Genomic DNA, 25821 nt, shown 5'->3' on the forward strand with positions numbered 1-25821 from the left:
CGCCTCACCCTAGCGACCCGGGCACCCGCCGACGAAGTCACGGAACACCCCGCCCACGCCCTCACGGCCCGCAGGACTACGCCGCGAGAACGACCCCGCCCCGAGACCTCCTCACCCCGGCCGACGCGCCACGACCTCCCCCGCCTTTACGGTCGTCCTCACCCCACAGAAAGGCGACCTCATGCGTCGCATGACCCTGGCGGCCGGACTGGTCGTCATGACGATCACCACCTCCTGCGCACCGGCCACCACCCCCGCGACCGGAGCGGGCGGCACCTCGACGGACCGCCCCTCACGCAACCCCTCCCCTGACGCCTCCGCCGAACCCCCCACGACGGCACGCGACGTCACGCTCTCGCTCCCGGACCCGACCGGCTCCCGGCCCGTCGGCGCCACTTCCCTGCACCTCACCGACACCTCACGCCCCGACCCCTGGGACCCCGGCTCGAAGGCCAGGCAGCTCATGGTCTCGCTGTGGTACCCGGCCATGAAAGCGGGCGGGCGGGCGGAGCCGTACATGACCGTCCAGGAGTCGGAGCGCACCCTGAAGGACGCCGGCCTCACCGGCGTCCCGCCCGATCTGCTCGCCCGCACGCGTACCCATGCCACCGGCAACGCCCCGCCGGCGGGCGGGACCGGGGAACTCCCCCTCGTCGTCCTGTCCCCCGGCTTCGAGAAGACGCGCAGCTCGCTCACCGGCCTCGCCGAGGACCTGGCCAGCAGGGGCTATGTCGTGGCCGCCATCAGCCACACCCACGAGAACCTCGCCACGGTCTTCCCCGACGGCCACGTCGCCACCTGCACGGCCTGCCGGATCGAGCCCCACGACCAAGCCTTCTGGGACAGGGTGGGCGCGATCCGCGCCGCCGACGTCTCCTTCGTCCTCGACCAGCTCACCGGCCCGCGCCCCCGGTGGGAGGGCTCCAGGCTCATCGACCCGGCCAGGATCGCCATGGGCGGCCACTCCGTCGGCGGGGCCAGTTCGGTGGCGGCCCTGCTGAAGGACCCCAGGATCAAGGCCGGGATCAACCTCGACGGCCTCGCCGTCGTCCCCGTACCGGCGGACGGGCTGGACAAGCCCTTCCTCCTGCTCGGCGCCCAGGCCACCCGCACCCCCGGCACCAAGGAGGCCACCTCGTGGGAGACGGCCTGGCGGCATCTCACCGGCTGGCGGCGCTGGCTCGTGGTCACCGGCGCCGCGCACGCCTCCTTCACCGACACCTCCCTGCTCGGCGAGCAGGCCGGCCTCGACACCGGCGCCACGCTCCCCGCCGCCCGGTCGATGGAGATCACCCGCGCGTACGTGGCCGCCTTCCTCGACCAGCACCTGCGCGGCACCCCTCGACCCCTGCTCGACCGGGCGTCGGCAAGCTATCCGGAGGTCAGGATCTGCCGGCCGGACCAGCCGTCAGGATGCCGCTGAACGACTCGGCGGCTCGGCCGTCGAGGGCGTACCCTGCGTGGCCGGTTGGGCGTCGCCGCGCGAGATCCCCCGTCGGAACGGCGCGGCGAGCGTGGGCACGATGTGCCGGCGGTTGCGGACCAAGGCCGCCAGCGCGAGCGCGAGGTAGACCCCGCACAAGACGTAACGGGCCTCCTGACCGGGCAGGACGAACTGCACGGCGAACAGACCGAGCAGGCTCCACGCGGCCCAGCGGGGAAAGCGCAGCGCCAGCAGGGCGGCCACGCCGAGCAGGGTCTGGGCGGCGGTGAGCACGAACTCCTCGATCTGCCGGGCATCCAACTGCAGCCCGCCCGCGCCGCCGCCGCCGAGCAGGTACGCGATGGGCAGGGTGCCGACGAGCAGGGTCCACTGGTTGACCTTGCTGGAGATCAGGGTGCCGATGGCGTCGTCGCCCTTTCCGCGTACCGCGAAGAGGATCGCCACGATGAACTCGGGGGACTCCGAGGCGAGCGGGGCGAGCCACTGCACGAGCAGGAACTCGTCGACGCCGAGCTCCCGTCCGGTGGCGATGAGGCCCTGGGCGAACGGTTCTGCGCTGGCCAGGATCACCGCCGCGGCGAAGGCGAACAGGGCGACGACCGTGACGCGCCGCGCCCGCCGGGGCAGCGCGCCGATGCGCGCGGCGGGGCCCACCAGGTGCGGCTCCCCCGCCGGCGTGTGCGCCATCCGCCACAGGTAGAACGCGAACAGGCCCAGCAGGGCGAGCCCCAGCGGCAGGGAGATCTGCCCGGTCGCGGGGATGGCCAGCGCCACGATCGAGGCGATGGCCAGGAAGCCCAGCTCCATGCGGTAGCCCGAGTCCAGGACGAGCGCCCGGACGCTCCGGCCGGTACGCCGCTTGACGAGGGCCAGCCCGACGAGCACGACCAGTGACCAGCCCAGGCCCAGGAGCAGGCGGTTGGAGCCGGTCATGTTCGCCGCCGCGTAGGCGACGTAGGCCGGGTCGGAGCCGGCGGTGTAGGCGAAGTACAGATCGACCGCGTACTCGGGCAGGACGGCGATGACGGCCAGGATGGCGATGGCCAGCCCGCCGGAGATGTCGACCTGCGCCGCCTCGGCCGCCCAGGCGAGCACGAACGAGGCGGCCACCACCGCCGTGCCGAACAGCAGCAACGCGATCGGCGGCGCCGGATGGACACCGGCCAGGCGGACGACGAGGGCGGGCAGGGTGAGCAGCGCGCACAACAGGAGTGGGCGTAGCAGTCTGGCGGGGGCCAAGAGGAAATTCCTTCCCGGGCGGGGACGGCCCGGCCGGGCACCCGGAGGGAAGCTCGGCCAGGCATGGTCGCGTGGCCGAAGGTCTCGCCCACCGGTCGGTGACCGGCCCCCGCCGCCGGAGAACGCGGGGTTCTCAGCGTGTCGACGCGCGGGCGTTGCGGACTACTCCCCTTCGGAGTGCCCTCAGTCTTCCATACGTTTCGTCAATCGCGCAAATGTCAAAACGTGGTGAGAATGGTACGCATCGGTGCGAGACAATGGAGGAACGATGCCGACCTCCTCCGCACCGAGTCCGCCCGGAGCCGACCAGCCACCGCCGACGCCCGCGCAGTTGAGGGCGGCGGCCGAGACGTTCGCGCTGCTGTCCAGCCCGGTGCGGCTGCAGCTCATGTGGCTGATCACCCACGGCTCCTACGACGTCAGCACGCTGGCCACGCGCGTCGGCATCGGCATCGCCACGGTCTCCCAGCACCTGGGCAAGCTCCGCCTGGCCGGGCTGATCACCGCGCGCCGCGACGGCCGCCGTACGCTCTACGCGGTGGAGGATCCGCACGTGATCACGCTGATCCGCCAGATCTTCGACCACATCGCCCCCGACGGCAGCCTGGCGCCCGACCCTCCCGGGTGACCGCCCGCCGGCAGGGTCGCCGTCAACCGCCGGCCCGACCTCGTCCGGGTCGCGAACCGTGATTTCCCGACGACAGATTGCTGTGCTTTGGGCACACTCGTACCATGCACAACGGACGGCTCCTCACCATCGTCGGCGGGATCTTCGCTCTGGTCGGACTGGTGCTGCTCTGCGTCTGCGCCGCGCTCGCCGCCTCCACGGCGGGCTTCCTGGCCTCGGCCGGACGAACCGACGGCACCGTGGTCGAGCTGACCGCACGGACCAGCACGACCCGCGGCTCCGACGGCCACCTGCGCAGCAGCACGTCGTGGTACCCGACCGTGGAGCTCACCGTCGACGGCAGGCGCTACTCGTTCCAGAGCTCCACCGGCAGCAACCCGCCGTCCTACAGCGAAGGCGAACGCGTGCCCGTCGCCTACGACCCGGACGATCCGTCCGACGCGCGGATCGCGTCGTTCGGGTCGGCGTTCCTCGCTCCCCTGATCGTCGGCGGACTGGGCGTGCTGTTCACCCCGCTCGGTACGATCCTGTTCGTCAAGGGACGGCGCATCGCCCGGCAGCGAGCCTGGCTGTGGGCGAACGGCCAGGAGGTGTGGGCCGAGATCGAGCACGTCGGGCGCGACTTCAGCGTACGGGTGAACAACCGGCACCCCTACGTCGTCCACGCGACCTGGCGGGACGAGCGAACCGGCCGGACCCACACCGCGACCGGCGACCACCTCGGCCACGACCCGGCCCTTCGGCTGCGGGGGCGGACCCACGTTCGCGTGCTGTACGACGCCGCCGACCCCGATCGCAACCTGATCGATCTGGACACCCACCCCTCCCAGCGCTGACCAACACCGAGCGCCGTCCAACTGACGAAAAGTCCGACAAGTACGCCAGGTTATAGTCCTCTCACGTAGAGGAGTGTTGACCGGTCGGTCAATCAATTCCACAGTGGATCAAGAGCCCATCCCCCAACGTCCAAACCCCCGGAGGTAAGGATGGATCTCAACAAATCCCTGTCCGATGTGATCGCACTGATCGCAGGGGTCGTCGCGGTCGTCGCCCCGTTCATCTGGGCCTCCGGCTCCACCGCGGCCGGCCAGCCACTGCTCGTCGTCGGCGCCCTCCTCGTGGTGTCCTCGCTGTGGGCCCTGCTCGGAGCGGGCGGCGCGAGCTCCTGGGTCACCGCGGCGCTCGGGGCGCTGCTGTTCGTCGCGCCGTGGGCGTTCGGGTTCGACGGAACGGCCGCGGCTGCCTGGACCGCATGGATCGCCGGGGCGGCGACCGTTATCGTCGGTCTGTGGACAGCCATCCAGACGCGCAGCGGGACACCGGCTCGCGCCTGACACCATCCCCTGGGCCCCGGACCGACCACAGGTCCGGGACCGAGGGGAGCGAGCCGGACGCCCGCACCCGGATACTCAACGCCGCCGAGGAACTGTTCGCCCACGCCGGATACGACGCCACCGCCACCGCCGGCATCGCCAAGGCCGCCGGCGTGCCCAAGGGCCTGGTCTTCCACTACTTCCCGCGCAAGATCGACCTGCTGGCCACGCTCATCGGCGAACGCACCGGCATCGAGGAACTCCGCGAGGACCACGCCGACACCCAGCCGGGCGACCCCGTGCGCATGCTGTCCAGACTCGCCCTGCGGGTCCCGCTGCACGCCTCACCCGCGATGCGCACGATCCTGTTCCGGGAGGCCGGCACCCACCGCCCGGCCCGCGAACGCCTCAGGCACCTCAACGCCGAGCTGAACCGCCGCGCCAGGTTCGCCCTCGAACTCGCCCTCCCCGGCTCCCGCGGCGACCATGCCCGGCTGGAGGCCGCCGCCGCCACGTTCACCGCCGTCCTGCTCTACCAGGAAAGCCTCTGCCAGCTCACCGGCCAGCACATCGACGCCGAACTCGTCGCCAACCTGATCGCCAAAGCTCTTACCTGACCGCCTTGACCACGCTCCGCCGGGTGCGGACGTCTCCGGTGACCCGTTCCCCGGGAAGGGCGTCAGCCGGCCCGGCGGGCGAGGGTGAGGTCGGCGGTGAAGGTCATGTCCACGCCGTCGCCCACCAGCGCGGCCACCTCCCCCAGCACTGCCTCCCGCAGCCCAGGCTCGAGGATCCGGTAGGCGGAGATGGTGCCGACCAGGTCCAGGTAGCGGCGGGCGTCGTACCACTGCGTCCAGGCGTAGGAGCGCTCATCCAGGTCGGTGAAGCGCGGGTCGCCGGCCAGCAGGTGCTGGGACTCCCCCGTACGGTCCTCGTCCTGGTGCAGGCTGTGGCTGGTCACGCCGTGGCGGTGGGCCACGTCGGCGAGGGCGGACCGCAGGCCGGTCTCGGTGACGAGGTAGTGGCTCCAGAAGAGCGCCAGCGCTCCCGAGGGGGCCAGCGCCGCGTGGGCCAGGTCCCAGCGCCGGTCCGGGTCCACCCAGTGCCACGCCTGCGCGGAGTACAGCAGGGCGAAGCGCCGGTCGGGGACGTAGTCCTCGAAGATCCCGCGCTCCACCCGCACGCCGGGGCACTTGGCCGCCAGCGCCGCCGCCATCCTGGCATCGGGCTCGACGCACGTCAGGTCGACGCCGCGGGCGGCGAACCCGGCCGTGGCCTTGCCCGTCCCGGCCCCCACCTCCAGCACCGGCCCGGCGGGGGCGTACTCCAGCACGTCGGTGACGAGTTGCTCGGGATAGCCGGGCCTGGCCGACTCGTACTGCTCGACCGCCTCGCCGAACACCACACTCCGCTCGCGGTCCACCGCCATGGCACTCTCCTCATCGTCGGGCGAGTGCCGATTCAATCACGCCGCCGGTTCCGGTCCCCCAGGTGGAGCGCCGGGCCTCTCCCGGGGCGCCTCAGGGGCGGTCGAGTTCGAAGGCCACGTCGGCCAGCCGTACCGCGCGGACGCGTGGATCCTCGATGATCGTCCTGAGCTTCTCGACGGTGACAAGCTGATCGACGTAGCCGTAGGCGAGGCCATCGGCCGAAGCCTTGCGCAGCCGTGCGAGGGTCAGGTCGAAGCGGCGCAGGTTGGGCTCGTCGTGCTGCTGGAGGATCCGCACCCAGCTCCGGAAGGCGGCCAGGTCATCGGGGAGGACATCGACGCAGTTGATCATCTGGACGAGCGCTGTGTCGTCCGGCGGTGGCGTCATGTTGCTGTCCCAGGTGATGGGCGCCGACCCCGGGCGAGACTCGTACACCACCTTGTCCGGGCAGGCGTTGTACTGGCGGGCGAAGCCGGCCAGCGCGTCGGCGGCGAGAGGCTGCTCGAACTCCACCACCGCGAGCGCGTTCATGTCCTGCGGCAGCCTCGCCAGCACCCGCCGGATGTCCGCCTTGCGCTGAAGACCGGTACCCATGTTGAACAGCGCTATGGTCAGCGTGGTGTTCGCCAGCTCCGCCCACGGCAGGTCCTCCACCCTGCCGAACAGGTTCTGCCGTACGGTGAAGTCCGGCCGGCTCAGCGTGCCGAACCCGCCGTGCGCGCGCAGCGGCACGGCGGTGCCCGTGAAGGTCATCGACAGCGGCTCCGTTTGGCAGCACACCAGCGAGTCGAAGGTGTAGGCGGGTTTGGCGATCTGCAGCGCGGTGCCGAGCACCTGGACCATCCGCTGCTCCCGGTCGCCGCGCGTCTGGATCAGCGTGGAGCCGAGCGTGGCCACCAGCACCAGGGCCATGAGAACGCCCAGCACCAGCGTCGCGGTCCTGAGTATGCCGCGGCGTACGGCGCGCCTGGTCGCCTTGGGGTCGAAGTCGGGGATCAGCAGCGGCTCGGGCTGCTCTGTCATGCGCCATCTCCATAACTGTCGGCTCCATAACTGTCGGCTCCGTGGCCGTCGGCTCCGTAGCTGTCGGCGAAGGCGGCGCGGGCCCGCCAGATGGCGGTCTTCACCGCCGCCGTGGTCCTTCCGGTCATCGCGGCCACCTCCACGAGCGAGAACCCCTCGAGGTAGACCAGCGTGAGCAGCCTCCGGTGCTGTTCTGGCACCCGGTCGAGGGCCTCGCGGACCTCGACGGCGGAGACGTCGAACGCGGGCACGGCCAGCTCTTCCGGATCGGGTAACGGCAGCTCCCTGCGGGTGCGCCGGACGTGATCGATGAGGACGTTGCGCGCGATGGCCAGCAGCCACGCGCCCGGGTTCTCACCGCGCCAGCCGAGCAGGGCTCTGGTGGCCTTGATGAACGTCTCCTGCGCGAGGTCCTCGGCCAGGTGCGGATCCCTGGTCCGCCGCAGCAGGAACCCGCACACGAGCGGCCAGTACTGGCGGTAGAGCTCTTCAATGATGGGACCTCCGGGCCGGAACTACAGTCGCACCATAGGACGAGCCGATTCGCCGGATGGTCACAGGTCACTTCTTGCTCACCGCCACCTGCTCGAAGACCGACAACGTCCGGGTACGGAACGTCCACGACCGCACCAGCCTGAACCGGCGATCCCGGCGCAGCTCAACCGCGTTGCCGTGGCTGCCGGTGGCCCTCTCCACCACCCAGACCCGCGCCTCGCCCGCCACGACCTCGCGGAACCGGCCGGGCGGCAGGTCGCCGAAGAACCGATCGCGATGCAGTGTGGTGGTGTCGAGCCAGGCCATGGAGCCGAGATAGGGCGTGACCGACATCCAGTTCCCTGCGGGCACGTACAGCACGGCGTCGCCGGGCAGCGAATGGGCGCGCAGGGTGTGCGCCAGGCCCCGCAGATCGTCGGGGCGGCTCGACGGAGCCCTGATCGCCAGATGCGCGGGGACCATGACGGCGGCCAAGGCGACGACCAGTACGGGGGCGAGCGGCCTCGGTCGCAGCGCGGCCAGCCCCGCGCCCGCCGCCAGGGCCAGGGCGGCCACGCAGTAGAGCGCGTACCGCGGATAGAAGATCGGCCGGACGGCGAACGAGATCGCGATCATCAGGGCCAGGGGCGCCGCCAGCCAAGGGAGCGCGACGACCCGGACGGCTCTCTCACGTAATCCGAGAGCCGCCAAGACGAGCACCGTCCAGATGGCCACGGGGTGGCCGCCGAACACCAGCGTGCCCAGATGCCGGACGGTCGCCGCGCTCGGCAGCGGCAGCCACGAGATCAGCCCCGACTGCGGAACGGCCAGCAGCACGAGCGGGGCGCTCGCCGCGCAGACGACCGCGGCGGCGATCCCCCAGCGCCGCCACGCCGTGGCCGAACGGAGCATGAGCGCGTGCGCCGGAAGGAGGAAGAGCCCGTAGAGGTGCAACCAGCCCACGACGGTCAGCACGCCCGCGTAGGCCGCCCACCACCGGGCGCGCCTCCGCTCGACGGCCACCACCAGCAGGTACGTCGCACCGATGGCCAGCGCAGTGACCAGGGCGTATTGTCTGGCCTCCTGGGCGTACCTGCTCACCACCGGCAACAGCGCGTAGATCAGACCGGCCAGCAGGCCCGCGGCCGGTGACACCAGGCGGCGGCCCAGAGCCGTCAGCAGCCCGGCCGCGGCGCTCATGGCCAGCACGGACGGCAGCCGCATCGCCCATTCGCCCGTGCCGACGACCGAGATCACCAGATGGAGCAGCCCGTAGTAGACGGCGTGCACGCGATCCATGTGGTCCAGCACCGCGAGCAGATCCGGCGGCGGCAGCCGGGCGATCGCCACGGACCCCCCCTCGTCCGCCCAGAACGACGGCCCGTCGATGCCCCACAGGCCGAGCACCGCGGACAGAACAGCAGGAAGCAGCCAAAGCCCCCGAAGTTTTCCCATGCCCCGGAGGACGAGACGGGAGCCCCGATGGTCACATGGCAGGCGGACGGCCGTGAGACCGAGGCTTCATGGCGTCCCCGTCACCCGGCAGGGGTCAACCGGACGTAGCCGTACGGGTTGTGGAACAGGTCGTCCTCGTCGTGGCGGTCGGAGGCGCCGGTGCGCAGCACCCAGCGAGGGGAGTCGGCGGTCAGCCGGAATCCGGCGCCGTCCTCGATCTCCCGCGCGCGCGGATCGGTGAGCAGGTAGATCGCCAGCGCGTCAAGGTGCTCGACCAGGCCGGGCACCTCGTCCCGCGCCGGACGCGCGGCGACCTCGATCTCCACCTCGGGCGCGCCGAGCAGGTGCATGCCGCAACTGTAGAGCACGTGACCGTCGTAGATCGGCCGCTTCACCCAGGCGGCGACGAGCGCGGCCGCCAGGCTCTCGTCCGTGGCGGCGCCCGTGATGGCGCCCGTTACGGCGCCGGTGGAGATGGCCCCGGTGGGGATGGCACCGGTGGGGATGGCACCGGCGAGGGTGGCGTCGTCCGTGGCGGCGGCCGCTCGGTCGGCCAGCGCGAGCCAGCGGTCCCGGCCGTGCGTGAGCCCGTTGCTCTCGTTCTTCACCGCCGTGGCGCCGGACCGCAGTAGAGCGCCCGTCGCCGCCAGCAGCCGCCGGGAGGTGTCGAACGCCAGCTCCCGCATCATCGGCGCGGACAGCACGTAGCCGACCGTGTCGTGGGACTCCACCGCGGTCCGGTCCGCCTCCTTGAACGAGGCCGCCGCCATGCTGGCCTCGAACGCGTCCGGCATCCGCGGGTCGGACTCGGCCTCGGAATACTCGTGGTCGAGGACGAAACCGCCGAAGCCCGCCGCGATCCGTTCGATCTCGGCGAGGTCCAGCCCGGAGCCGAGCACGCACAGCACGTGTTGGGGAAACGCGTCGCTCATCCGGGAATGTTATCGATCATGACCTGTGTCGCGCGCCGGTTCCCGGAGGTTGCCCGCGCGCGGGGCCGTCGGGGCTCACAGCCAGTCGTGTTCGCGGGCGTAGCGGGCCGCCTCGTGCCGGGTCCTGGTCTGGGTCTTCTGCATCGCGTTGGACAGGTAGTTGCGCACCGTACCCTTCGCCAGGTGGAGCCGGGTGGCGATGTCGGCCACGGAGTAGCCTTCGCGGGTCGCCCGCAGCACGTCGATCTCGCGGTCGGTGAGCGGGCAGTCGTCGACGACCGCGGCGGCGGAGACGTCCGGGTCGATCCAGCGTCTGCCCTCGTGCAGCGTCTTGATGACCGAGGCGATGTGCGCCGGGTCGGCGGACTTGCTGGCGAAGCCGCGGACGCCGAGCTTCAGCGCCTTGCGCAGCACGCCGGGCCTGGCGTGCCGGGTCAGCATGAGGATCACCTGGTCGGGCAGTTCGCGGCGGATCCGCGCGACGGCGTCGAGCCCGTCCACGCCGGGCATCTCCAGGTCGATGACGAGCACGTCGGGCCGGTGCCGCAGCGTGGCCCGCACGGCGGCCTCGCCCTCCTCCGCCTCGGCCAGCACGGTGACGTCGCCTTCGAGCGGGAGCAGCGCCGCCAGCGCCTTGCGGAGCAGTGCCTCGTCGTCGGCGAGCACCACGGTGGTCATCAGTCGTCCTTCCCCGGTTCGCGACGGGCGGGCGGGAACGCCGCGGCCGTCAGGAATCGCCCGTCCTTCCGCTCCACGGTCGGCTCGCCGCCGTTGCCCGCCACCCGTTCCCTGAGCGTGGCGAGCCCGCTCAGCTCGGGGAGCAGCGCGTCCCGCCCGCCGTCGTTGACGATGGTGATGCCCGACTTCGACAGGGTGATGCGCACCTGCTCGGCCTGCGCGTGCCGCAGGATGTCGGTCGTCGTCTCGACCTGGACGGGAAGCTCGCCCGGGTGGGCGTCGATCTCGGCCTCGCGGTCGACGCGCACGCGGATGCCCGCGACCTCGAAGAGGTTCTTCGCGTTCTCCAGCTTCACCACGTGCAGCGTGTGGCCCTGGATGACGAAGGCCACCAGCCCCGCCTCCGGCGCTCCCCAGAGCGGGCTCACCGGTCGTCCGCCGACGGGTGGAGTCTCGGGCTGAGCAGCGGGATCGCCGGCGCGCTCGCCACGGTGATCACCGCGGCCGTCCACATCAGCCACTGGTTGCGGGCCATCCACGACTCCATGCCGTCGGGGAGGAGACCCGCGTCGAGGTGGTGGAGCAGGAACGCCACGCAGACGAGAAGAAGGACGGCCGTGTTGGCCGTCAGCAGAATGCGCGGGGTTCTGGTGTCCATGTGCTCTCCGGGGTCGAACGGCGGAGCCGGGGCGGGGGTGTGCCGCCAGTGTCCCTCCGGCTCCCGTCCTACCACCAGTGACGCTACGTCATGCCTTCGGACGCGTGACGGCACGGTACGGTCGTGACGTGGTCCCACTGGCCGGTCAGCGCGCCGGCGGCTGGAATCGGCTCATGGCCGCCGCCCCGGCGAACGTCCCACATGGGCCGACCGGGCCCGGCGGCGCCGACCGAGACCATGAGTGCGAGGAGCCACGCCACCATGTCCTCTGACCGCCTAGACCACCCGCACCCGGCGGCGGGCGCCGACGCCGCCACCGCCCAGACGCGACCGGGCTGGCCCGAGGTCGGGGTCGGCCTGCTCACCATGACGGCGGCCGTGGTCGCGCTCGTGCCCTTCGGCGGGCTGGGGCTGGATCCGGTGGTGTACGGGCTGATCGTGGCCGCCTGGTCGGGCCTGGCCGGGCTCGTCGGGTTCGCCGCGGCCGTACTCGTCCGCATCCGCTCCCTCGCCGCCTTCGGGGTGCGCCGCACCACCTGGCGCTGGATGCTCGTCGGCGTGGCCGGAGGTGTGGTCGCGCTCGTGCTCAAGGCCGTGGTGAACACCGCCATCGTCGCTCTGACCGGGTTCGACGCCAACCCCCAGGGGATGTACTACGACGCCGCCGGTGGCGGACTGCTGCCGCTGATCCTGACGATCCTGTTCCTGGCCGTCCTCACCCCCATCGGCGAGGAGTTCCTCTTCCGCGGCGTGCTCACCAACGCCCTGCTGCGCTACGGACCCCTCGTCGGCGTCCTCGGCAGTTCGGCCGTTTTCGCCCTCTTCCACGGCGTCAACATCATCCTGCCGGCGGCGTTCGTGGTGGGCGTCGTGGCCGCGGAGCTGATGCGCCGCAGCGGATCGATCTGGCCCGCGGTGGCCGTGCACGCCGTCAACAACCTGGCCCTGCCGCTGCTGGTGCTGTTCACCGGGGCCACCGGGCCGGTCACAGGCTGAGATCATGGGAACGAACCCGAACGACCGACGACCCCAGAAAGGGCGGAACATGCGGAGCGACACGCTGATCGTCGAGGACGTGATGCTGCTGCTGCTCGACGACGAGAGGGGGACCCCGGCCGGGGCCGGGACCCTGCACTACATCCTCGGCGGCGCGATGCTCGTCGAGCTCGCGCTGCGCGGCAGGATCGAGACCGACGACACGAGCCGCCCGGGGGTGAACGGCGCCAAGGTCCTCGCGGTGGGCGACGGCCCGCTCCCGGACCCCCTGCTCCAGGCCGCCTACGACAAGATCGCCCGGCGGCCCCAGGGCGTCCAGACGGTCCTGCTCACCATCGGCGCCGGTCTCTGGAAACCCGTGACCGAACGGCTCGTCGAGCGCGGCCTCGTTCGCAGCGAGCGCAAGCGGGTGCTGGGCGTGTTCCGCACCACCACGTGGCCCGCCGAGGACACCCGGCACGAGGCGGAGCTGCGGCACGCGATTCACGCCGCGCTGGAGGGCGGCGAGAGCCCCGACGCCCGTACCGCGGCGGTGATCGCGCTGCTGTCCTCCAGCGGCACCCTCCCCGCGCTCCGGCCCGCGCTCGCGTGGTCGGCCGAGGTCAGCGCGCGGGCGAAGAAGTTCGAGAACGGCGACTGGGGAGCCGCGGCCGTGAGCACCGCCATGACGCGGCACGCCGCCGCGATCACCGCGTCGAGCGCCGCGGTCAGCATCACCGTGATCACGACGATCACGTAGCCCGGCCGGACCGCGCGGACGACCCCGGGCGAGACGGCCGGGTCGCAGGCCCTGACTCGTCTTGGCAGTCCGTTGGCCGGACCCGGTCGCACCCCTGGGCGATCTTTGGCAGCGACCGCACACGCTCCGTGGATAGCTGGGTACGAACGGTGACGACAGTACGGACCTTCAAAGGGGACGCCCATGACCACGATCACCTTCGACCACACGGCCCGCGGTTACCACCTGGGCCAGGCCCGCGGCCTGGCCCACGCCGCCGCACTGGCCTACAAGGACGACGAGCAGGTGCAGGCCACGGCCAAGAGCTGGGGCTTCGACCGCGTCACCTGCTTCCGGGTGCCGCACACCCCGCCGTTCCCGCTGGTCGACACCCAGGCCTACATCGCCGCCGGCGAGCGGATGATCGTCGTGGCGTTCCGCGGCACCCAGCCCGAGGAACTGCGCGACTGGCTCTCGGACGCCAACACCCTGCTCAAGCCGTACACCGCGGGCGGGGGCAACATCCACGCCGGCTTCTACCGCGCCCTCGACGTCGTGCACCCCGACCTGCTGCGGACGCTGGAGGACTGGCGCACCTCCGGCCAGTCGCTGTGGTTCACCGGGCACAGCCTCGGCGGGGCGCTGGCCATGCTCGCCGCCGCCCGTACGTACTTCGAGGACCCTTCGCTGCTCGCCGACGGGGTCTACACCTACGGCCAGCCCCGCACCTGCTGCCCCAAGCTGGCCGCCGCCTACGACAAGGTGTTCCGTGGCCGCATGTTCCGTTTCGTCAACAACAACGACATCGTCCCCCAACTCCCGCCCGCCCCGCTGTTCCAGCACGTGGCCGAGGAACGCTACTTCGACGCCAAAGGCAGGCTGCGCGACAAGATGCCCGCCGTGGCAGGCCTGGTCGACCGCTTCCACGGCGCCGTCGCCGACCCGCTCGCACCCGGCACCGACGGGATCCGCGACCACTTCATCAACGCCTACCTGGCCAGGTTCGACGCCGCCCACAACTAGGCGTCGGCGTCGGCGGGAGCCAGGGCCGGTACGGCGCAGGATCCGGAATCCCCCGGATGCCGCGCGGCCGCCGCGGGCCCTGGCGCCCCCTCGCCCGCGGCCCGGCACGACCTGAGGCCGTCGAGCATCACGGTGGTGAGGGGGTCGTCGGGCTGCGCGCCCGGACGGCAGACCATCACGTTGACCAGCCCCAGGATCTGCTCGGGCGTGATGTCGCGGCGCATCGTCCCCTCTTCCTGCGCCTGCGCCACGATGTCCGCCAGCAGCGCGTTGACCTCCCCCACGAGCTTCTGGGTGCCGGGGGTCGCCGGGGGCGTGCCCGTGAGCGACGTGATGAGGGCGAACGGCTGGCCGGCGCAGTGCCGTACGACGCGTACGAGCACCTCCCACCGGGGGATGTCCTCGGCGGCCTGCGTCAGCGCGTGCTCGCGCAGACCGGTCAGCGCGCTGTTCGCGACGTCGGTCACCAGCGCGAGCCGGTCGGGGAAGTGCCGGTACAGCGTCCCGACGCCGAGCCCGGCCGCCTGGGCGATGTCCTCCATGGAGACGCCCGGCCCATGGCTCGCGAACAGGTCGAGCGCGCTCGCGATGATGCGTTCGCGATTGCGTCGCGCGTCGGCTCGCACGATCGGCCACCCCCAGCCTGACTCGCCGATTGAAATACTGTAGCGTTCCTAACCGGAAGCGGAATGTCCTATTCATGTTAGGAGCGACGCGGTGAGACTCGGTGTCTTTCTCAACAGCGGTGGCGAGAGCGTGGACTCCCTGATCGGCCGGGTACGCGACGCCAAGGCCGCCGGGTTCGACAGCGCCTTCTTCAACCAACTGACGGCATGGGACGCGATCACGGTGGCCGCACTGGCCGCCCGGGAGGTGCCCGGCATCGAAGTCGGCACGGCCGTGGTGCCGACGTACCCGCGGCACCCGCTGGCCCTGGCCGGACAGGCCCTCACCGCCCAGGCCATCAGCGGGAACTCCTTCACCCTCGGCCTCGGCCCCAGCCACCGCGAGATCATCGAGGGCGCGTACGGCCTGTCCTACGACCGCCCGGCCCGCCACGTACGCGAATACCTCAGCGCGCTCATCCCCCTCCTGCGCGGCGAGGCCGTCGAGTACCGCGGCGAGACGCTCTCGGCCGCCGGACAGGTGGACACACCCGGCGCCTCCACGCCGCCGGTGCTGCTGTCGGCGCTCGGTCCGGCGATGCTGCGCATCGCGGGCGAACTGGCCGACGGCACCGTCACCGTCTGGGCAGGCGCCCAGACGATCGCCGAGCACATCGTCCCGCGCATCACCGAGGCGGCGCGGGCGGCCGGCCGCCCCTCACCCCGTGTCGTCGTCAGCGCCATGCTCGCGACAACCGACGAGCCCGAACGCGTCAGAAGCGAGATCGGCGCAGCACTCGGCTACGCCGCGAACTTCGCCAGCTACCGCACCCTGCTGGAGCGCCAGGGCCTCTCCGGCGTGCACGAGACGGTCATCGCCGGGGACGAGCACACCGTCGAACGGGCGATCTCCAGCTACGCCGACGCCGGCGCGACAGATCTTCTCGTGAGCCCGGTCGGGAACGAGCAGGAGCAGGCACGCACCCTCGACCTCCTCCGCCGCTGAACCCGCGAGACGACCACCGACGGCACTCAGGCGGTCAGTCTCGCCGCGGCACGCCGCCGCCGCTCCACGAGCACGAACCGCATCACGACCACGCCCATGAACGCGGCGGCCGCCGTCCACACGACCACCTGCCCGATGGCCTCCACCACCTCGTTCCTGCCCGGCGGCAGCACGGCCATCTGGACGGCGGCGCCGACCGGCACGGTCAACGTCGCGAGCAGACCCACCGCTCCGGGCCGCCGCACGCACGCGCCGACCGCTCCCAGGGGCCCGCCGAGGACGAGCGCGGCGATCCACCAGAGGGTCGGCTCGGACTCGTACCAGGGGAAGGACGAGCCCCCGCGGACGGTGTCAACGACGCTGTAGGCGGCCACGGCCGCGAGCAGGGCCAGCACACCGGCGCCGGCACCTCGCGCCGACGCCACGGGCAGCAGCTCCCCCGAACGGGTCACCAGCCACCCCACCACCACCGCCAGGCCCGCCCACGCCCAGCCGGAGTCGAGCACCACGCTCATGATCTCCGCGACCGACCACCCGCCGGTGGTGTAGGCGCGGCTTCCCAGGTCGGCCTGGGAGTGGGAGAGGGCGTTGACGAGGGAGGTGGCCGCGCCGAACCCCGCACCGGCCACCGAGGCGCTCCCCACGAACGCCACCCGCGAACGAATCCCCCGCCGGCGGTCATGCCGTTGATCGTCAGTCACAACGCCCTTCTTACCGCAGAATCACGACGTACGGCAGTCGGCCATCGCGCTAGCGTTCCCATGCCCCCGCCTTTACATTGTAGATTTCTTCAGCGGCGGACGTGGGGGACCCGTCCGAGCGGGTGGGCGCTCGGACGGGTCACTGGGTCAGAGGCGGTCGAGGAGCTTGCGCAACTGCTCCGCCTCGGCCCGCTGCGCGCTCTCGATGGTCTTGGCCAGGGCCTTGGCCTGCGGGTTCGAGCCGTTGGCCTGTTCGGTGCGGGCCATCTCGATCGCGCCCTCGTGATGGGCGATCATCTGCCGCGCGAACAGCTTGTCGAACTCCGTTCCCTCGGCGGCCTTGAGCTTGGTCATGTCCTCCTCCGACATGACGCCGGGCATCTCGTGTGCCATGCCACCGTCGGGGCCGCCCTCGGGCGCGGGCCTGCCCCACTCGGTCAGCCAGTCCCTCATGGTCCGGATCTCCGGGTCCTGGGCCGCCTTGATCTTCGCCGCGAGCTCCTTGATCTCCGGGTCCGCCGCGCGCGTGGGCGCGAGGTCGGCCATCTCGACCGCCTGCTCGTGGTGCGGGATCATCATCTGCGCGAACATGACGTCCGCCTCGTTGAACGTGGCGGACGGCCGCGCGGCGGCGGTGGTGGCGGCCGCGGGCGTGCTGCCGCTCCCCATGCCTTCGTGTCCGGTCGTGGAGTCGCCGCCACCGCACGCGGTCAGCAGCGCGAGGGCGCCTGCGGCGACGGGGATGGATATCTTGCGGTTGATGCGCATAGCTGGTTGTTCTCTCGATCGGGTTGGAACGGTCGGCCGGTACGCGGGCAGGCGAAACCACCGGCCCGCACAAAGGCGTCGGCCTATATGCGCAACATCGAGAGAACGGCCAGGCGCCGCGACGTGAGCTTCGGCGGCGGCCGCGCCACCCGCCGGACGGACGACGGCAACTCGACCCCGGCCGCGCTTCGCCGTCCGGCCCAGGCCCATCCGGCGCCCAGCAGCAGGACGACGAGAGACGCCAGGACGGCCAGGCACACGTCCGTCGGGTCGAAGCCGGGCATCGTACGGTCCGGCACGAAGGCCACGAGCCCGGCGGGCACCACGGACGGAGCCGCCGGGGCCACCTCGGTGGCGTGCGCGCCACCGGGCGCGGCACCGTGGCGGCCGTCGAGGTGCCCGAGCGTGTGCATGCCGCCGATGCCCAGGGCGAGGGCGACGAGCAGGACGGCGCGGACGGCGCACGATGCACGGCGTCGCCGCATTGATTCCACCGCCCCTCCCAGGTCATCCGCACGTCACGACGGCTGCCAGTGTACTAATGCGAATCGTAGTGCCTGCCCCGAACCGGCCCGGTCGCCGGTAGCATTGACGGGATCGCCGGCGAAGGGACCGTCAGATGGCGCGTGATCTCGGAGAGCTCGAGTCCACGATCATGGATCACATGTGGGCCGTCAGGCGACCTGCCTCGGTTCGGGACGTCCTGGAGCACCTCCAGCAGGAGCGGCCCCTGGCCTACACGACGGTCATGACCGTGATGGACAAGCTCCACACCAAGGGCCTGCTCAAGCGCAAACCCGTCGGCCGCGCCTACATCTACGAGCCGGTGTCGTCCAAGGAGGCCTACACCGCCGACGTGATGCGCGAGTCCCTGGCCAGGAGCGGCAACCAGGCGGCCACGCTGGTGCACTTCCTCGAACGGCTCACCCCCGAGGAGGCCGGCGCCCTGGAGGCGGCGCTCCAGGTGTACCCGCCAGGAGGGCGCAGCTCATGACGGTGGCGGTCGTCCTCGCCGCCTACGGCGTCCTCGCGGCCCTGTGCCTGCCCAGGCTGCTCAGGCGGGCCGCGTGGGCCGACCGCGCGCCGAGGCTGGCGATCGCCATGTGGCTGGCGGCCGGCGCTTCGGTGATCGCCTCCGCGGTGCTGTCGGCGCTGGCCGTGGCCGTGCCCGCGGCGGCGGTGGGGCACGGTCTGGCCGAGTTGTTCGCGGCCTGCGCCGCGCTGCTCGGCGACGAGACGGCGCTCGGCTCGGCCGGGGCCAGGGCGGGCCTCGCCGTCAGTGGGCTCCTCCTGGTCCGGGTCGCCGCCGTGGGGGCGTCGGTGCTGTTCGGCGCCCGCCGCGAGCGTCGCCGCCACGCCGCTGCGCTCTCCCCGCTCGGCAGGCACGACCTCGACCTCGACGCGCTCGTGGTCGACTACGACGAGTGCCTGGCGTACTGCCTGCCGGGCCGCAAGGGGCACGCGGTGATCACCACGGGGGCGTTGCGTTCACTCGCCCCCGAGCAGGTCGCGGTCGTGCTCGCGCACGAGCGGGCGCACCTGCGGGGGCGGCACCACCTGCTGCTCGCCGCCGCCGAGACTCCTGCCCTGGCCTTTCCCCGCCTGCCGCTGTTCGAGCAGGCGCGCGCCGAGGTCGCGCGGCTGGTCGAGCTGCTGGCCGACGACGTGGCGGCACGCCGCCACCAGCGCATCCACCTCGCGACCGCCCTCGTACGCCTCGCCACCGGCAAGACACCGGCCTTCGCGCTGGGGGCGGGGGGCGAGACCGCGCTGACCCGCGTGCGCCGGATGCTGCATCCGCAGGCGCCGCTCGGGCGCGGGGAGCGTGCCGCGGGGCGGCTGGCGGTCACGGCGCTGCTCGCGGGACCGGCGGCGCTGGCGACGGCGCCGGGTGTGGCCGCGTTCCTCGCCCACCACTGCCACTCGTTCCTCCCGTTCTAACCTTCTACTACGAGCGATAGTAGGAAGAGGTAGACTTCCCGCCATGAAGCGTGCGGGACATCGGCTGCGTGCGGGCAGCGTGGGAGTCGTGCTGGGCCTCACCCTGGCGGGCTGCGGCCCGGCGGCGCAGCCGCAGGACGTGGCCGGTCCTGGCCCCGGCATCGGCCACGTGCACGGGGTCGGCCTCGACCCGGCCGACGGGGCACTCTACGTCGCGGGCCACTACGGGCTCTTCAAGGTCACCTCCCCCACGACGGCCGTCCGGGTCGCCGGGCGCGACCAGGACCACATGGGCTTCACCGTCGCGGGCCCGAAGACGTTCCTGGCCAGCGGACACCCCTCCGCCGAAGACGTCTCCCCGCGACGCCCGCCGCACCTCGGCCTCATCAGGTCGGCCGACTCCGGCCGCACCTGGAAGACGCTCTCGGAGGACGGGACCGCCGACTTCCACTCCATCCAGCCCGCCGGAGACAACCTGTACGCCTACGACAGCCAGACCTCCAGGGTCTGGCGCAGCCTCGACGGCGGCGCGACCTGGACGCAGGGCACCGAGGAGCAGGTGCTCGACCTCGGGGCCGACGCCGGGCAGCCCTCGCGCGTCTACGCCACGACGCCCGGCGGGCTGAAGGTCAGCGAGGACGGCGGGATCAACTACGCCGACGTGGCCAAGGCGCCGCTCCTCACCCACGTCGACGTCCTCCCGGGCGACGTTCTCCCGGGCGACGCGCTGGTGGGGGCCGACGCCGACGGCCGGATCCACACCAGCCAGGACTCCGGCAGGACCTGGTCGGCCGCCGGCAGGCTCCCCGGGCGGGCGGCGGCGTTCACCGCCGTGGACAGCCGCCGCCTGCTCGCCGCCCTGGAGGACGGCACGGTGCTGGACTCCGAGGACGGCGGCGCGACGTTCACCCCCGCCTTCTCCCCCGCGAACTGACCGCGACCGGCCCAGGCCGGTAGTGCGCGTCAGGCGGCCGCCTCACCGCCCGCGGGTGGGCGCGAGGGCGCGGAGTGGATCAGCCGGATGATCGCCTGGCTCATCCGGGCGTAGTCGTGGTCGTTGACCAGCTCGCCGCGCAGGCTGAAGTCGTTCATCACCGCGATCCGGTCGGCGAGCGTGACGATCTCCGGCAGGTCCGAGGAGATCAGCAGCAGCGCCAGCCCGGCCTCCGCCAGCTCGGCGATCAGCTCGTGGAACGCCGCCTTGGTGCGTACGTCGATGCCCACGGTCGGCTCGTCCACGATGAGGATCTCGCACTCGGCGGCCAGCCACTTCGCCAGGCTGACCTTCTGCTGGTTGCCGCCGGAGAGCTGGCCCGCGAGCTGCGACGGCGACGAGATCCTGATGCCCAGCCGGTCGGCGTACCGGTCCACCAGCCGTCGTTCCGCCCGGTCGGTGACCAGCCCGGCCCTGGCCAGGCGGCGCCACACGGTGACGCCGACGTTGCGGGCGATCGTCTGGTCGAGGAAGAGGCCCTCCTCCTTGCGGTTCTCGGTGACGTAGCCGATGCGGTGGCGGCGCAGCGCCTCGCCGACGTCGCGGATGCGCACCGGGCGGCCCCGTACCTCCACCGTTCCCGAGGTGATCCGGTCGAGCCCGAGCAGCGCCTTGGCCAGCTCGCTGCGACCGGCCCCGACCAGGCCGTACAGGCCGAGGATCTCCCCGGGGCGCACCGACAGGGAGATGTCGCGGTGGCCCCGCGCGGTGGAGACCCCGTCCAGCCGCAGGGCCGGTGGCGTCGCCGGGTCGACGTGCCGCTCGGCGAGGCGGACCGACGAGTACGCCCGCCCGACCATGAGGTCGACGATCTGGTCCTGCGTGTAGCCGGCGAGCGGCTCGGCCTCGGCCACGGTACGCCCGTCGCGCAGCACGGTGACCGTGTCCGCGACCGCGAACACCTCCTCCAGCTTGTGGCTCACCAGCACGACCGCGTGCCCGCCGTCGCGCAGCTTGCGGACGATCCCGTAGAGGCGGTCGGCCTCGTCCCCGGTGAGCGACGCGGTCGGCTCGTCGAGCAGCAGCACCTTGCTGTCGACGCTCAGCGCCTTGGCGATCTCGACGAGCTGCGCCTGCGCCACGGACAGCCGGGAGACCGGGGTGTCCGGGTCGAGGTCCAGATCGAGCAGGCCGAGGCAGCGGCGGGCCTCGGCGCGCATCCGTTCCCTGTCGACGAGGCCGAAGCGGCGCGGCAGGTGGTGCAGCAGGATGTTCTCGGCGACGGAGAACTCGGGGATCAGATTGCGCTCCTGGTGCACCACGCCGATGCCGGCCCGCTGGGCGTCGAGCGGCCCGCTCAGGTGCAGCTCGGCGCCGTCGAGCGCGACCCGCCCGCCGTCCGGCCTGTGCACGCCGGTGAGGATCTTGATGAGCGTGCTCTTGCCCGCGCCGTTCTCGCCCAGCAGGGCGTGCACGCTGCCCTCGGCCAGCCGCAGCGTGGCCCCGTCCAGGGCGCGGACTCCCGGGAACGTCTTCACCAGGTTCTCGGCGACGAGCATCATGACAACCTCCTCGACAGCCTCTGGCGTGCGGTGCCGAGCAGCACCGCACCGAGGACGACCGCGCCGACGATCAGGTCGATCCAGCGCGGGTTGATGCCGAACTGCGCCTGCATGACGTCCACCAGCCGGACCAGGAACGCGGCCAGGCACGTGCCCGCGACGCTGACCACCCCGCCGGCCAGCGCGACCCCGCCGATGATCGGCGCGGCGAAGCTCGGCAGCAGCAGGTCGTCGCCGATGCTGGAGTTGACCGACCCGGACGCGGCGACCGTGATGACGGCGGCCACCCCGGCGAGCAGGCCGCTGAGCCCGTGCGCGATGACGATCGAACGGTCGTTGGAGACGCCGGACAGCCGCGCGGCGAACGGACTTCCGCCGGTCGCCAGCAGCTTCCTGCCCGCCACCGCCCGGCCGAAGAACAGCGCCACCAGAGCGGCCACCACCAGGGCGAACACGAGGACGACCGGCAGCCCGAGCAACGAGGCCGCGCCCAGGTCGCGCAGCCCCTGCGAGTACCCCTGGAAGGTGTCGGGGCCGTTGATCCCGTACCGGAGCCCTTCGATGATCGTCATGGTGGCGAGGGTGACGATGAAGCCGTTAATCCGGGTGAACACGACGAGCAGCCCGTTGACCAGGCCGGCGGCCAGGCCGACCCCGAGCGCGCCGAGCACGGCCAGCGGGGCGGGCAGGCCGGCTTCGAGCATGAGCCAGGCCGCGACCATGGCGCACAGGCCCGTGAGCGTGCCGACCGACAGGTTCATCTGGCCGATGGCCAGCACGACCATCTGGGACAGGCCGATGACGATCGGGACGGCGAGGAAGCGGAAGAACGCGTCCAGCGTGCCGCGTGAGAGCAGGTTGCCGTCCGTGGCGACGGCGAGCGCGACGAACCCGGCGGCGGCGAGCACCGCGAGGGTGAACTCGGGCCGGGCGGTGACGCCCCTGAGCCTGCCGCCGGGCCGGGCGCTGGTGGTGCCGGTGCTCATGCCCGTGCCCCCCTTCGTTCCGCGGCGACGTGGCGTACGCGGTCGAGCGACAGCGCGCCGAGCAGCACCAGGCCGATGTAGAGATTGAGCTGGTCGAGCTGGAACTGCAGCAGGTTCAGGCCCTTGTAGATGACCTGGGTGAGCGTCGCGCCCAGCACCGTGCCGAGCACGCTGACCGCGCCACCGGCCAGCAGCGTGCCGCCGAGCACCGGCCCGAGGAACGACGGCAGCAGGAACGCGTCGCCGATGCGCGCCGAGAACGCGCCGTTGTTCGCGGCCAGCAGGAACCCGGCCAGCCCGGCGAGCAGCCCGCTCAGCGCGTGGGCCTGCACCACCCGGCTCCGTACGGGGATGCCCGACAGCTCGGCCGCCTTCTCGTTCGCGCCGGTCATCAAGATCTCCCTGCCCAGCCTGCTGAAGCGGAACAGCAGCCCCACCGCCAGCACCGCGACGAGCGCGAGAGGCACGACGAGCGGGATGTACGGCCCGCACACGTCACCCATGCAGTAGTCGGCGAACGTGTCGTTGCGCAGCGCGTCCATGCCTGCGGGCCGGACGCTGAAGGCGACCCCGTCGGTGAACCTGGTGTAGAGGATCGTGATGAGCCCCACCAGGGCGAAGTCCATCGCCAGCGTGACCACGAACGAGTTCACCCCGGTGCGCGAGATGACCAGCCCCGCCAGCGCGCCGAGCAACGTGCCCACGAGCAGCCCGATCACCAGGCCCACCACCAGCGAGACGCCGAGGCGGTCGTAGGCCAGGCCCATGGCGAACGCGCTCATCGCCGCCATCCGGCCGACGGCCATGTTCATGTGCCCCAGCGACAGGACCGCGAGCTGCGACAGGCCGACCACCGCGTACACGCTGATGTCCGACTGCAGGGGCACGAGCGTGAGCGTGGTGTCCAGGAACGCCGGCCGCAGCGCGGTGAAGAGCGCGACCAGGGCGAGCAGCAGGAAGAGCAGGCCGAGACGCGGGTTGGCCCAGAGCGGCGTCCGCGACGCCCCGCGCGGTCCCGGCTGCCCCGGTGCCGGGGTCTGCGGCGGCGTCGCGGTGCGCGTGCTCACCGGACTCTCCGGTCGTCGATCGCGTCCCGGTCCCAGACGATGCCGAGCCCGGGTGACGAGGGCGCGAGCGCGTGCCCGTCGACGACCTCGATCTCCTGCCGGGTGATGGCCCTGAGCTGGGGGATGTGCTCCAGGTAGCGGCTGTTCGGGACCGCACAGCACAGGCTCACGTGCAGCTCCATGAGGAAATGCGGACAGACCGGTACGTTGTACGCCTCGGCCAGGTGCGCGACCTTGAGCCAGGGCGTGATGCCGCCGATGCGCGCCACGTCCACCTGCACGATGCCGGCCGCCTGCCGGTGCAGGTACTCGCGGAACTGCGCCACGGAGTACAGCGACTCGCCGACCGCGACGGGGATCGAGGCGGCCGCGGCCAGCGCCTGGTGCCCGGATACGTCGTCGCCCGGCAGCGGCTCCTCGAACCAGTAGGGGTCGGACGGCTCCAGCAGCCTGGCCCGCCTGATCGCCTCCGCGGGGGTGAGCGACTGGTTGGCGTCTAGCATCAGGTCGAAGTCCGGCCCGACCGCCGCGCGGACCGCGGCCAGCCGCTCCGCGTCCTCCACGGGAGAGCGGCCGATCTTGAGCTTCACGCCGGGCCAGCCCGCGGCCTTGCTGGCCCTGGCCCCGGCGATGAGCTGCTCGGTGGTGAGGTGCAGCCAGCCGCCCTCGGTGTCGTACAGCGGGATGCGGTCCTTCGCGCCGCCCGCGAGGACCCACAGCGGCTGGCCCGCGTCGCGGCACCGCCAGTCCCACAGGGCCGTGTCGACGGCGGCCAGGGCCAGGGAGGTGATCGCGCCGACCGTGGTCGCCCGGGTCGCCGCGAACAGATCGTGCCACACGGCCTCCACCCGGCGCGCGTCCGCGCCCACCAGCCTGGGCAGCAGGTAGTCGCGCAGCAGGGCGAGCACGGCGGTGCCCCCGGTGCCGATCGTGTACGTGTAACCGGTGCCGGTGCCGCCGTCGTCGGTCTCGACCTCGACGAAGACGGTCTCCTGCTTGATGAACGACTGGACGGCGTCCGTCCGGACGGTCTCCACCTCGAGGTCGACGAGGTACGCCGCGGCGTGGGTGATCGCGGGCAAGGGTGGCTCCTCCTGAGGGCTCGCGGGACTACTTGCAGGACAGGTACTGGCTGTCGAACGCCGTCTTCAGCTCGTCCGTCTTCGCCTGCCGGTCCGTGTTGTAGGTGTCGATGTCGTCCTTGGTCACGACGAAGGAGCCGGAGTCGACGGTCACGCCCGGCTGGGTCATCGTGCAGCCGCCCGCGAGCTTCGTCAGCGCGTACGAGCCGACGGACGCCTGGCCGACCGGGTTCTGCAGCACGGTCGCGGCGACCGAGCCGTCCCGGATTCCGGCGAGGATGGTCTTGTCGTCGTCGATCGCGACGACCTTGATCGGCAGCTTGGCCCGCTGGACGCCCTCCGCCGAGGCCACCGCCGGGTTGTAGGCGGTGTTGACGATGCCCTGGATCTGGTCGCCCTTGGCGGCGAGCAGGTCGGCGACGGCCTTCTGCGCCGTCTGCAGGTCCTTGTCCACGTCGGTCACGGTCTGCAGGAGCTTGACCTTCCCGCCGGTCTCGTCCACGGCCTTCTGCACGCCCGCGATGCGGCGCTGGGTGTTGGAGTCGACCTTGTTGCCGGTCAGGTGCACCAGGTCGCCCTGGCCGCCCATGGCCTCGATCGCGGCCTGCGCCGCCTTGTAGGCGGCCAACTGCACGTCGGTGGACAGGCAGAAGTCCGCCTTGTCGACGTCGCCCGCCGGGCAGGACGCCAGCGAGGCGACCGGGAAGCCCTGCCGCTTGAGGTCCTCGAAGGTGGCGTTGATGTTCTCCGGGGAGACGCCGAACACGCCGAAGGCGTTGTAGCCCTGCGCGGCGAGGGACTTCAGCACGTCGTTCTGCTTGGTCTGGTCCCAGTCGGAGGTCTCGTTGAAGGTGACGTCGCCGACGCCGAGATCGCTCTTCGCCTTGGCGGCGGCGTCCTTCCACGGCTGGAAGTACGGGTGCGCCCCGCCCGGAACCAGGGCGATTCTGACCTGGTCAGGCGTCCTGGTGGACGCGTCCGCCGTCGCCATGTCGTCGCTCTTCCTCGTGCAACCCGCGATGGCGGTGGCGGCGAGCACCAGGGCGGCAGCCAGCCCGCCGAGCCGGACCAATGGTCGTTGATTCATGACCGCGCCTCTCGAAGGATCATGGATCCTATAGGATGTTTCATGGAGGTATAGTCCGTGTTCCGGCAGCA

Annotated in this window: 29 protein-coding genes and 1 pseudogene; 12 read left to right on the forward strand and 18 right to left on the reverse strand. The window is 71.9% G+C overall.

Features of this window, described 5'->3' with window-relative positions; all coding sequences use genetic code 11:
* The first annotated feature begins 181 nt into the window (after nucleotides 1-181).
* On the forward strand, nucleotides 182-1423 hold the full coding sequence (locus tag ABD844_RS26665; protein WP_344883542.1) for an alpha/beta hydrolase family protein: 1242 nt from the start codon (nucleotides 182-184) through the stop codon (nucleotides 1421-1423).
* On the opposite strand, the gene ABD844_RS26670 is transcribed toward ABD844_RS26665, so the two are convergent.
* A complete protein-coding gene (locus ABD844_RS26670) occupies nucleotides 1409-2683 on the reverse strand; it encodes a sodium:proton exchanger (protein WP_344883544.1) in 1275 nt (424 codons plus the stop codon). The genes ABD844_RS26665 and ABD844_RS26670 overlap by 15 nt on opposite strands.
* A gap of 268 nt (nucleotides 2684-2951) precedes the next feature.
* Here ABD844_RS26670 and ABD844_RS26675 point away from each other — a divergent pair, with 268 nt between their 5' ends.
* From ABD844_RS26675 to ABD844_RS26690, 4 genes are all read left to right on the forward strand, one after another.
* Nucleotides 2952-3311, forward strand: a complete 360-nt coding sequence (locus tag ABD844_RS26675; protein WP_344883547.1) for an ArsR/SmtB family transcription factor — start codon at nucleotides 2952-2954, stop codon at nucleotides 3309-3311.
* Between the two features lie 104 nt (nucleotides 3312-3415).
* Nucleotides 3416-4147: a DUF3592 domain-containing protein gene (locus ABD844_RS26680; RefSeq protein ID WP_344883550.1), complete on the forward strand. Its 732-nt coding sequence runs from the start codon at nucleotides 3416-3418 to the stop codon at nucleotides 4145-4147.
* 150 nt (nucleotides 4148-4297) lie between these two features.
* Nucleotides 4298-4645 carry an SPW repeat domain-containing protein gene (locus tag ABD844_RS26685; protein ID WP_344883553.1) on the forward strand — a complete coding sequence of 116 codons (348 nt, stop codon included), beginning with the start codon at nucleotides 4298-4300 and terminating at the stop codon, nucleotides 4643-4645.
* Entirely contained in the window at nucleotides 4600-5241 is a 642-nt protein-coding gene (locus ABD844_RS26690) for a TetR/AcrR family transcriptional regulator (RefSeq protein WP_344883556.1), read from the forward strand. Before ABD844_RS26685 ends, ABD844_RS26690 begins: the two co-directional genes overlap by 46 nt.
* A 62-nt stretch (nucleotides 5242-5303) precedes the next feature.
* Here the strand turns inward: ABD844_RS26690 and ABD844_RS26695 are convergent, their stop codons facing one another.
* The 8 genes and pseudogenes from ABD844_RS26695 to ABD844_RS26730 all read right to left on the reverse strand — a co-directional run bounded on the left by ABD844_RS26695 (nucleotide 5304) and on the right by ABD844_RS26730 (nucleotide 11274).
* Entirely contained in the window at nucleotides 5304-6053 is a 750-nt protein-coding gene (locus ABD844_RS26695; protein ID WP_344883559.1) for a class I SAM-dependent methyltransferase, read from the reverse strand.
* Between the two features lie 91 nt (nucleotides 6054-6144).
* Nucleotides 6145-7077, reverse strand: a complete 933-nt coding sequence (locus ABD844_RS26700; protein ID WP_344883561.1) for a hypothetical protein — start codon at nucleotides 7075-7077, stop codon at nucleotides 6145-6147.
* On the reverse strand, nucleotides 7074-7574 hold the full coding sequence (locus ABD844_RS26705; RefSeq protein ID WP_344883647.1) for an RNA polymerase sigma factor: 501 nt from the start codon (nucleotides 7572-7574) through the stop codon (nucleotides 7074-7076). Before ABD844_RS26705 ends, ABD844_RS26700 begins: the two co-directional genes overlap by 4 nt.
* Before the next feature lie 64 nt (nucleotides 7575-7638).
* Nucleotides 7639-9006, reverse strand: a complete 1368-nt coding sequence (locus ABD844_RS26710) for a glycosyltransferase family 39 protein (protein WP_344883564.1) — start codon at nucleotides 9004-9006, stop codon at nucleotides 7639-7641.
* 80 nt (nucleotides 9007-9086) lie between these two features.
* Complete coding sequence (locus tag ABD844_RS26715) at nucleotides 9087-9938, reverse strand: hypothetical protein (RefSeq protein WP_344883567.1); 852 nt, start codon at nucleotides 9936-9938, stop codon at nucleotides 9087-9089.
* A 75-nt stretch (nucleotides 9939-10013) separates the two neighbouring features.
* A complete protein-coding gene (locus ABD844_RS26720; protein ID WP_344883569.1) occupies nucleotides 10014-10616 on the reverse strand; it encodes a response regulator in 603 nt (200 codons plus the stop codon).
* A pseudogene (locus tag ABD844_RS26725) lies at nucleotides 10616-10969 on the reverse strand (sensor histidine kinase); the annotation flags it as partial. The pseudogene ABD844_RS26725 and the gene ABD844_RS26720, both read right to left, overlap by 1 nt.
* A 71-nt stretch (nucleotides 10970-11040) precedes the next feature.
* The gene (locus ABD844_RS26730; protein WP_344883572.1) at nucleotides 11041-11274 is read right to left on the reverse strand and encodes a hypothetical protein; all 234 of its coding nucleotides are present in this window, start codon (nucleotides 11272-11274) and stop codon (nucleotides 11041-11043) included.
* A 261-nt stretch (nucleotides 11275-11535) separates the two neighbouring features.
* Between ABD844_RS26730 and ABD844_RS26735 the strand changes: the two genes are divergently transcribed.
* The 3 genes from ABD844_RS26735 (at nucleotide 11536) to ABD844_RS26745 (ending at nucleotide 14011) form a co-directional block, all read left to right on the forward strand.
* Complete coding sequence (locus tag ABD844_RS26735) at nucleotides 11536-12270, forward strand: CPBP family intramembrane glutamic endopeptidase (RefSeq protein WP_344883574.1); 735 nt, start codon at nucleotides 11536-11538, stop codon at nucleotides 12268-12270.
* 49 nt (nucleotides 12271-12319) lie between these two features.
* Nucleotides 12320-13009, forward strand: a complete 690-nt coding sequence (locus ABD844_RS26740; protein ID WP_344883577.1) for a GOLPH3/VPS74 family protein — start codon at nucleotides 12320-12322, stop codon at nucleotides 13007-13009.
* Between the two features lie 183 nt (nucleotides 13010-13192).
* Nucleotides 13193-14011, forward strand: a complete 819-nt coding sequence (locus tag ABD844_RS26745) for a lipase family protein (protein ID WP_344883580.1) — start codon at nucleotides 13193-13195, stop codon at nucleotides 14009-14011.
* Here ABD844_RS26745 and ABD844_RS26750 read toward each other — a convergent pair.
* Nucleotides 14008-14637, reverse strand: a complete 630-nt coding sequence (locus tag ABD844_RS26750; RefSeq protein ID WP_344883583.1) for a TetR/AcrR family transcriptional regulator — start codon at nucleotides 14635-14637, stop codon at nucleotides 14008-14010. The genes ABD844_RS26745 and ABD844_RS26750 overlap by 4 nt on opposite strands.
* A gap of 91 nt (nucleotides 14638-14728) precedes the next feature.
* On the opposite strand from ABD844_RS26750, the gene ABD844_RS26755 reads away from it, so the two are divergent.
* A complete protein-coding gene (locus ABD844_RS26755; RefSeq protein ID WP_344883586.1) occupies nucleotides 14729-15622 on the forward strand; it encodes an LLM class F420-dependent oxidoreductase in 894 nt (297 codons plus the stop codon).
* Between the two features lie 26 nt (nucleotides 15623-15648).
* Here the strand turns inward: ABD844_RS26755 and ABD844_RS26760 are convergent, their stop codons facing one another.
* The 3 genes from ABD844_RS26760 to ABD844_RS26770 all read right to left on the reverse strand — a co-directional run bounded on the left by ABD844_RS26760 (nucleotide 15649) and on the right by ABD844_RS26770 (nucleotide 17576).
* Nucleotides 15649-16323 (reverse strand): hypothetical protein, encoded by a 675-nt coding sequence (locus ABD844_RS26760; RefSeq protein WP_344883589.1) that lies wholly within the window; start codon nucleotides 16321-16323, stop codon nucleotides 15649-15651.
* Nucleotides 16324-16470: 147 nt separating this feature from the next.
* Nucleotides 16471-17091 carry a DUF305 domain-containing protein gene (locus ABD844_RS26765; protein ID WP_344883592.1) on the reverse strand — a complete coding sequence of 207 codons (621 nt, stop codon included), beginning with the start codon at nucleotides 17089-17091 and terminating at the stop codon, nucleotides 16471-16473.
* Nucleotides 17092-17174: 83 nt separating this feature from the next.
* Complete coding sequence (locus ABD844_RS26770; protein ID WP_344883595.1) at nucleotides 17175-17576, reverse strand: hypothetical protein; 402 nt, start codon at nucleotides 17574-17576, stop codon at nucleotides 17175-17177.
* 134 nt (nucleotides 17577-17710) lie between these two features.
* Here ABD844_RS26770 and ABD844_RS26775 point away from each other — a divergent pair, with 134 nt between their 5' ends.
* The 3 genes from ABD844_RS26775 to ABD844_RS26785 are packed head-to-tail and all read left to right on the forward strand — an operon-like array spanning nucleotide 17711 to nucleotide 19966.
* A complete protein-coding gene (locus tag ABD844_RS26775) occupies nucleotides 17711-18085 on the forward strand; it encodes a BlaI/MecI/CopY family transcriptional regulator (RefSeq protein ID WP_344883597.1) in 375 nt (124 codons plus the stop codon).
* Nucleotides 18082-19032 carry a M56 family metallopeptidase gene (locus ABD844_RS26780; protein ID WP_344883599.1) on the forward strand — a complete coding sequence of 317 codons (951 nt, stop codon included), beginning with the start codon at nucleotides 18082-18084 and terminating at the stop codon, nucleotides 19030-19032. The genes ABD844_RS26775 and ABD844_RS26780 overlap by 4 nt, the downstream gene beginning before the upstream one ends.
* A 43-nt stretch (nucleotides 19033-19075) precedes the next feature.
* Nucleotides 19076-19966 carry a F510_1955 family glycosylhydrolase gene (locus ABD844_RS26785; RefSeq protein WP_344883602.1) on the forward strand — a complete coding sequence of 297 codons (891 nt, stop codon included), beginning with the start codon at nucleotides 19076-19078 and terminating at the stop codon, nucleotides 19964-19966.
* Between the two features lie 29 nt (nucleotides 19967-19995).
* Here ABD844_RS26785 and ABD844_RS26790 read toward each other — a convergent pair whose 3' ends face one another.
* From ABD844_RS26790 to ABD844_RS26810, 5 genes are read right to left on the reverse strand one after another with little or no spacing between them, the layout of a single operon-like run.
* Entirely contained in the window at nucleotides 19996-21528 is a 1533-nt protein-coding gene (locus ABD844_RS26790; protein WP_344883605.1) for a sugar ABC transporter ATP-binding protein, read from the reverse strand.
* Nucleotides 21525-22514 carry an ABC transporter permease gene (locus ABD844_RS26795; RefSeq protein WP_344883608.1) on the reverse strand — a complete coding sequence of 330 codons (990 nt, stop codon included), beginning with the start codon at nucleotides 22512-22514 and terminating at the stop codon, nucleotides 21525-21527. The genes ABD844_RS26790 and ABD844_RS26795 overlap by 4 nt, the downstream gene beginning before the upstream one ends.
* Complete coding sequence (locus tag ABD844_RS26800) at nucleotides 22511-23581, reverse strand: ABC transporter permease (RefSeq protein ID WP_344883611.1); 1071 nt, start codon at nucleotides 23579-23581, stop codon at nucleotides 22511-22513. The genes ABD844_RS26795 and ABD844_RS26800 overlap by 4 nt, the downstream gene beginning before the upstream one ends.
* On the reverse strand, nucleotides 23578-24663 hold the full coding sequence (locus ABD844_RS26805) for a mandelate racemase/muconate lactonizing enzyme family protein (protein WP_344883614.1): 1086 nt from the start codon (nucleotides 24661-24663) through the stop codon (nucleotides 23578-23580). Before ABD844_RS26805 ends, ABD844_RS26800 begins: the two co-directional genes overlap by 4 nt.
* Nucleotides 24664-24691: 28 nt before the next feature.
* On the reverse strand, nucleotides 24692-25750 hold the full coding sequence (locus tag ABD844_RS26810; protein WP_344883617.1) for a sugar ABC transporter substrate-binding protein: 1059 nt from the start codon (nucleotides 25748-25750) through the stop codon (nucleotides 24692-24694).
* Nucleotides 25751-25821 lie beyond the last annotated feature (71 nt).

The sequence above is a fragment of the Nonomuraea antimicrobica genome (genome assembly GCF_039536965.1).
GTDB classification, from domain to species: Bacteria; Actinomycetota; Actinomycetes; order Streptosporangiales; family Streptosporangiaceae; genus Nonomuraea; species Nonomuraea antimicrobica.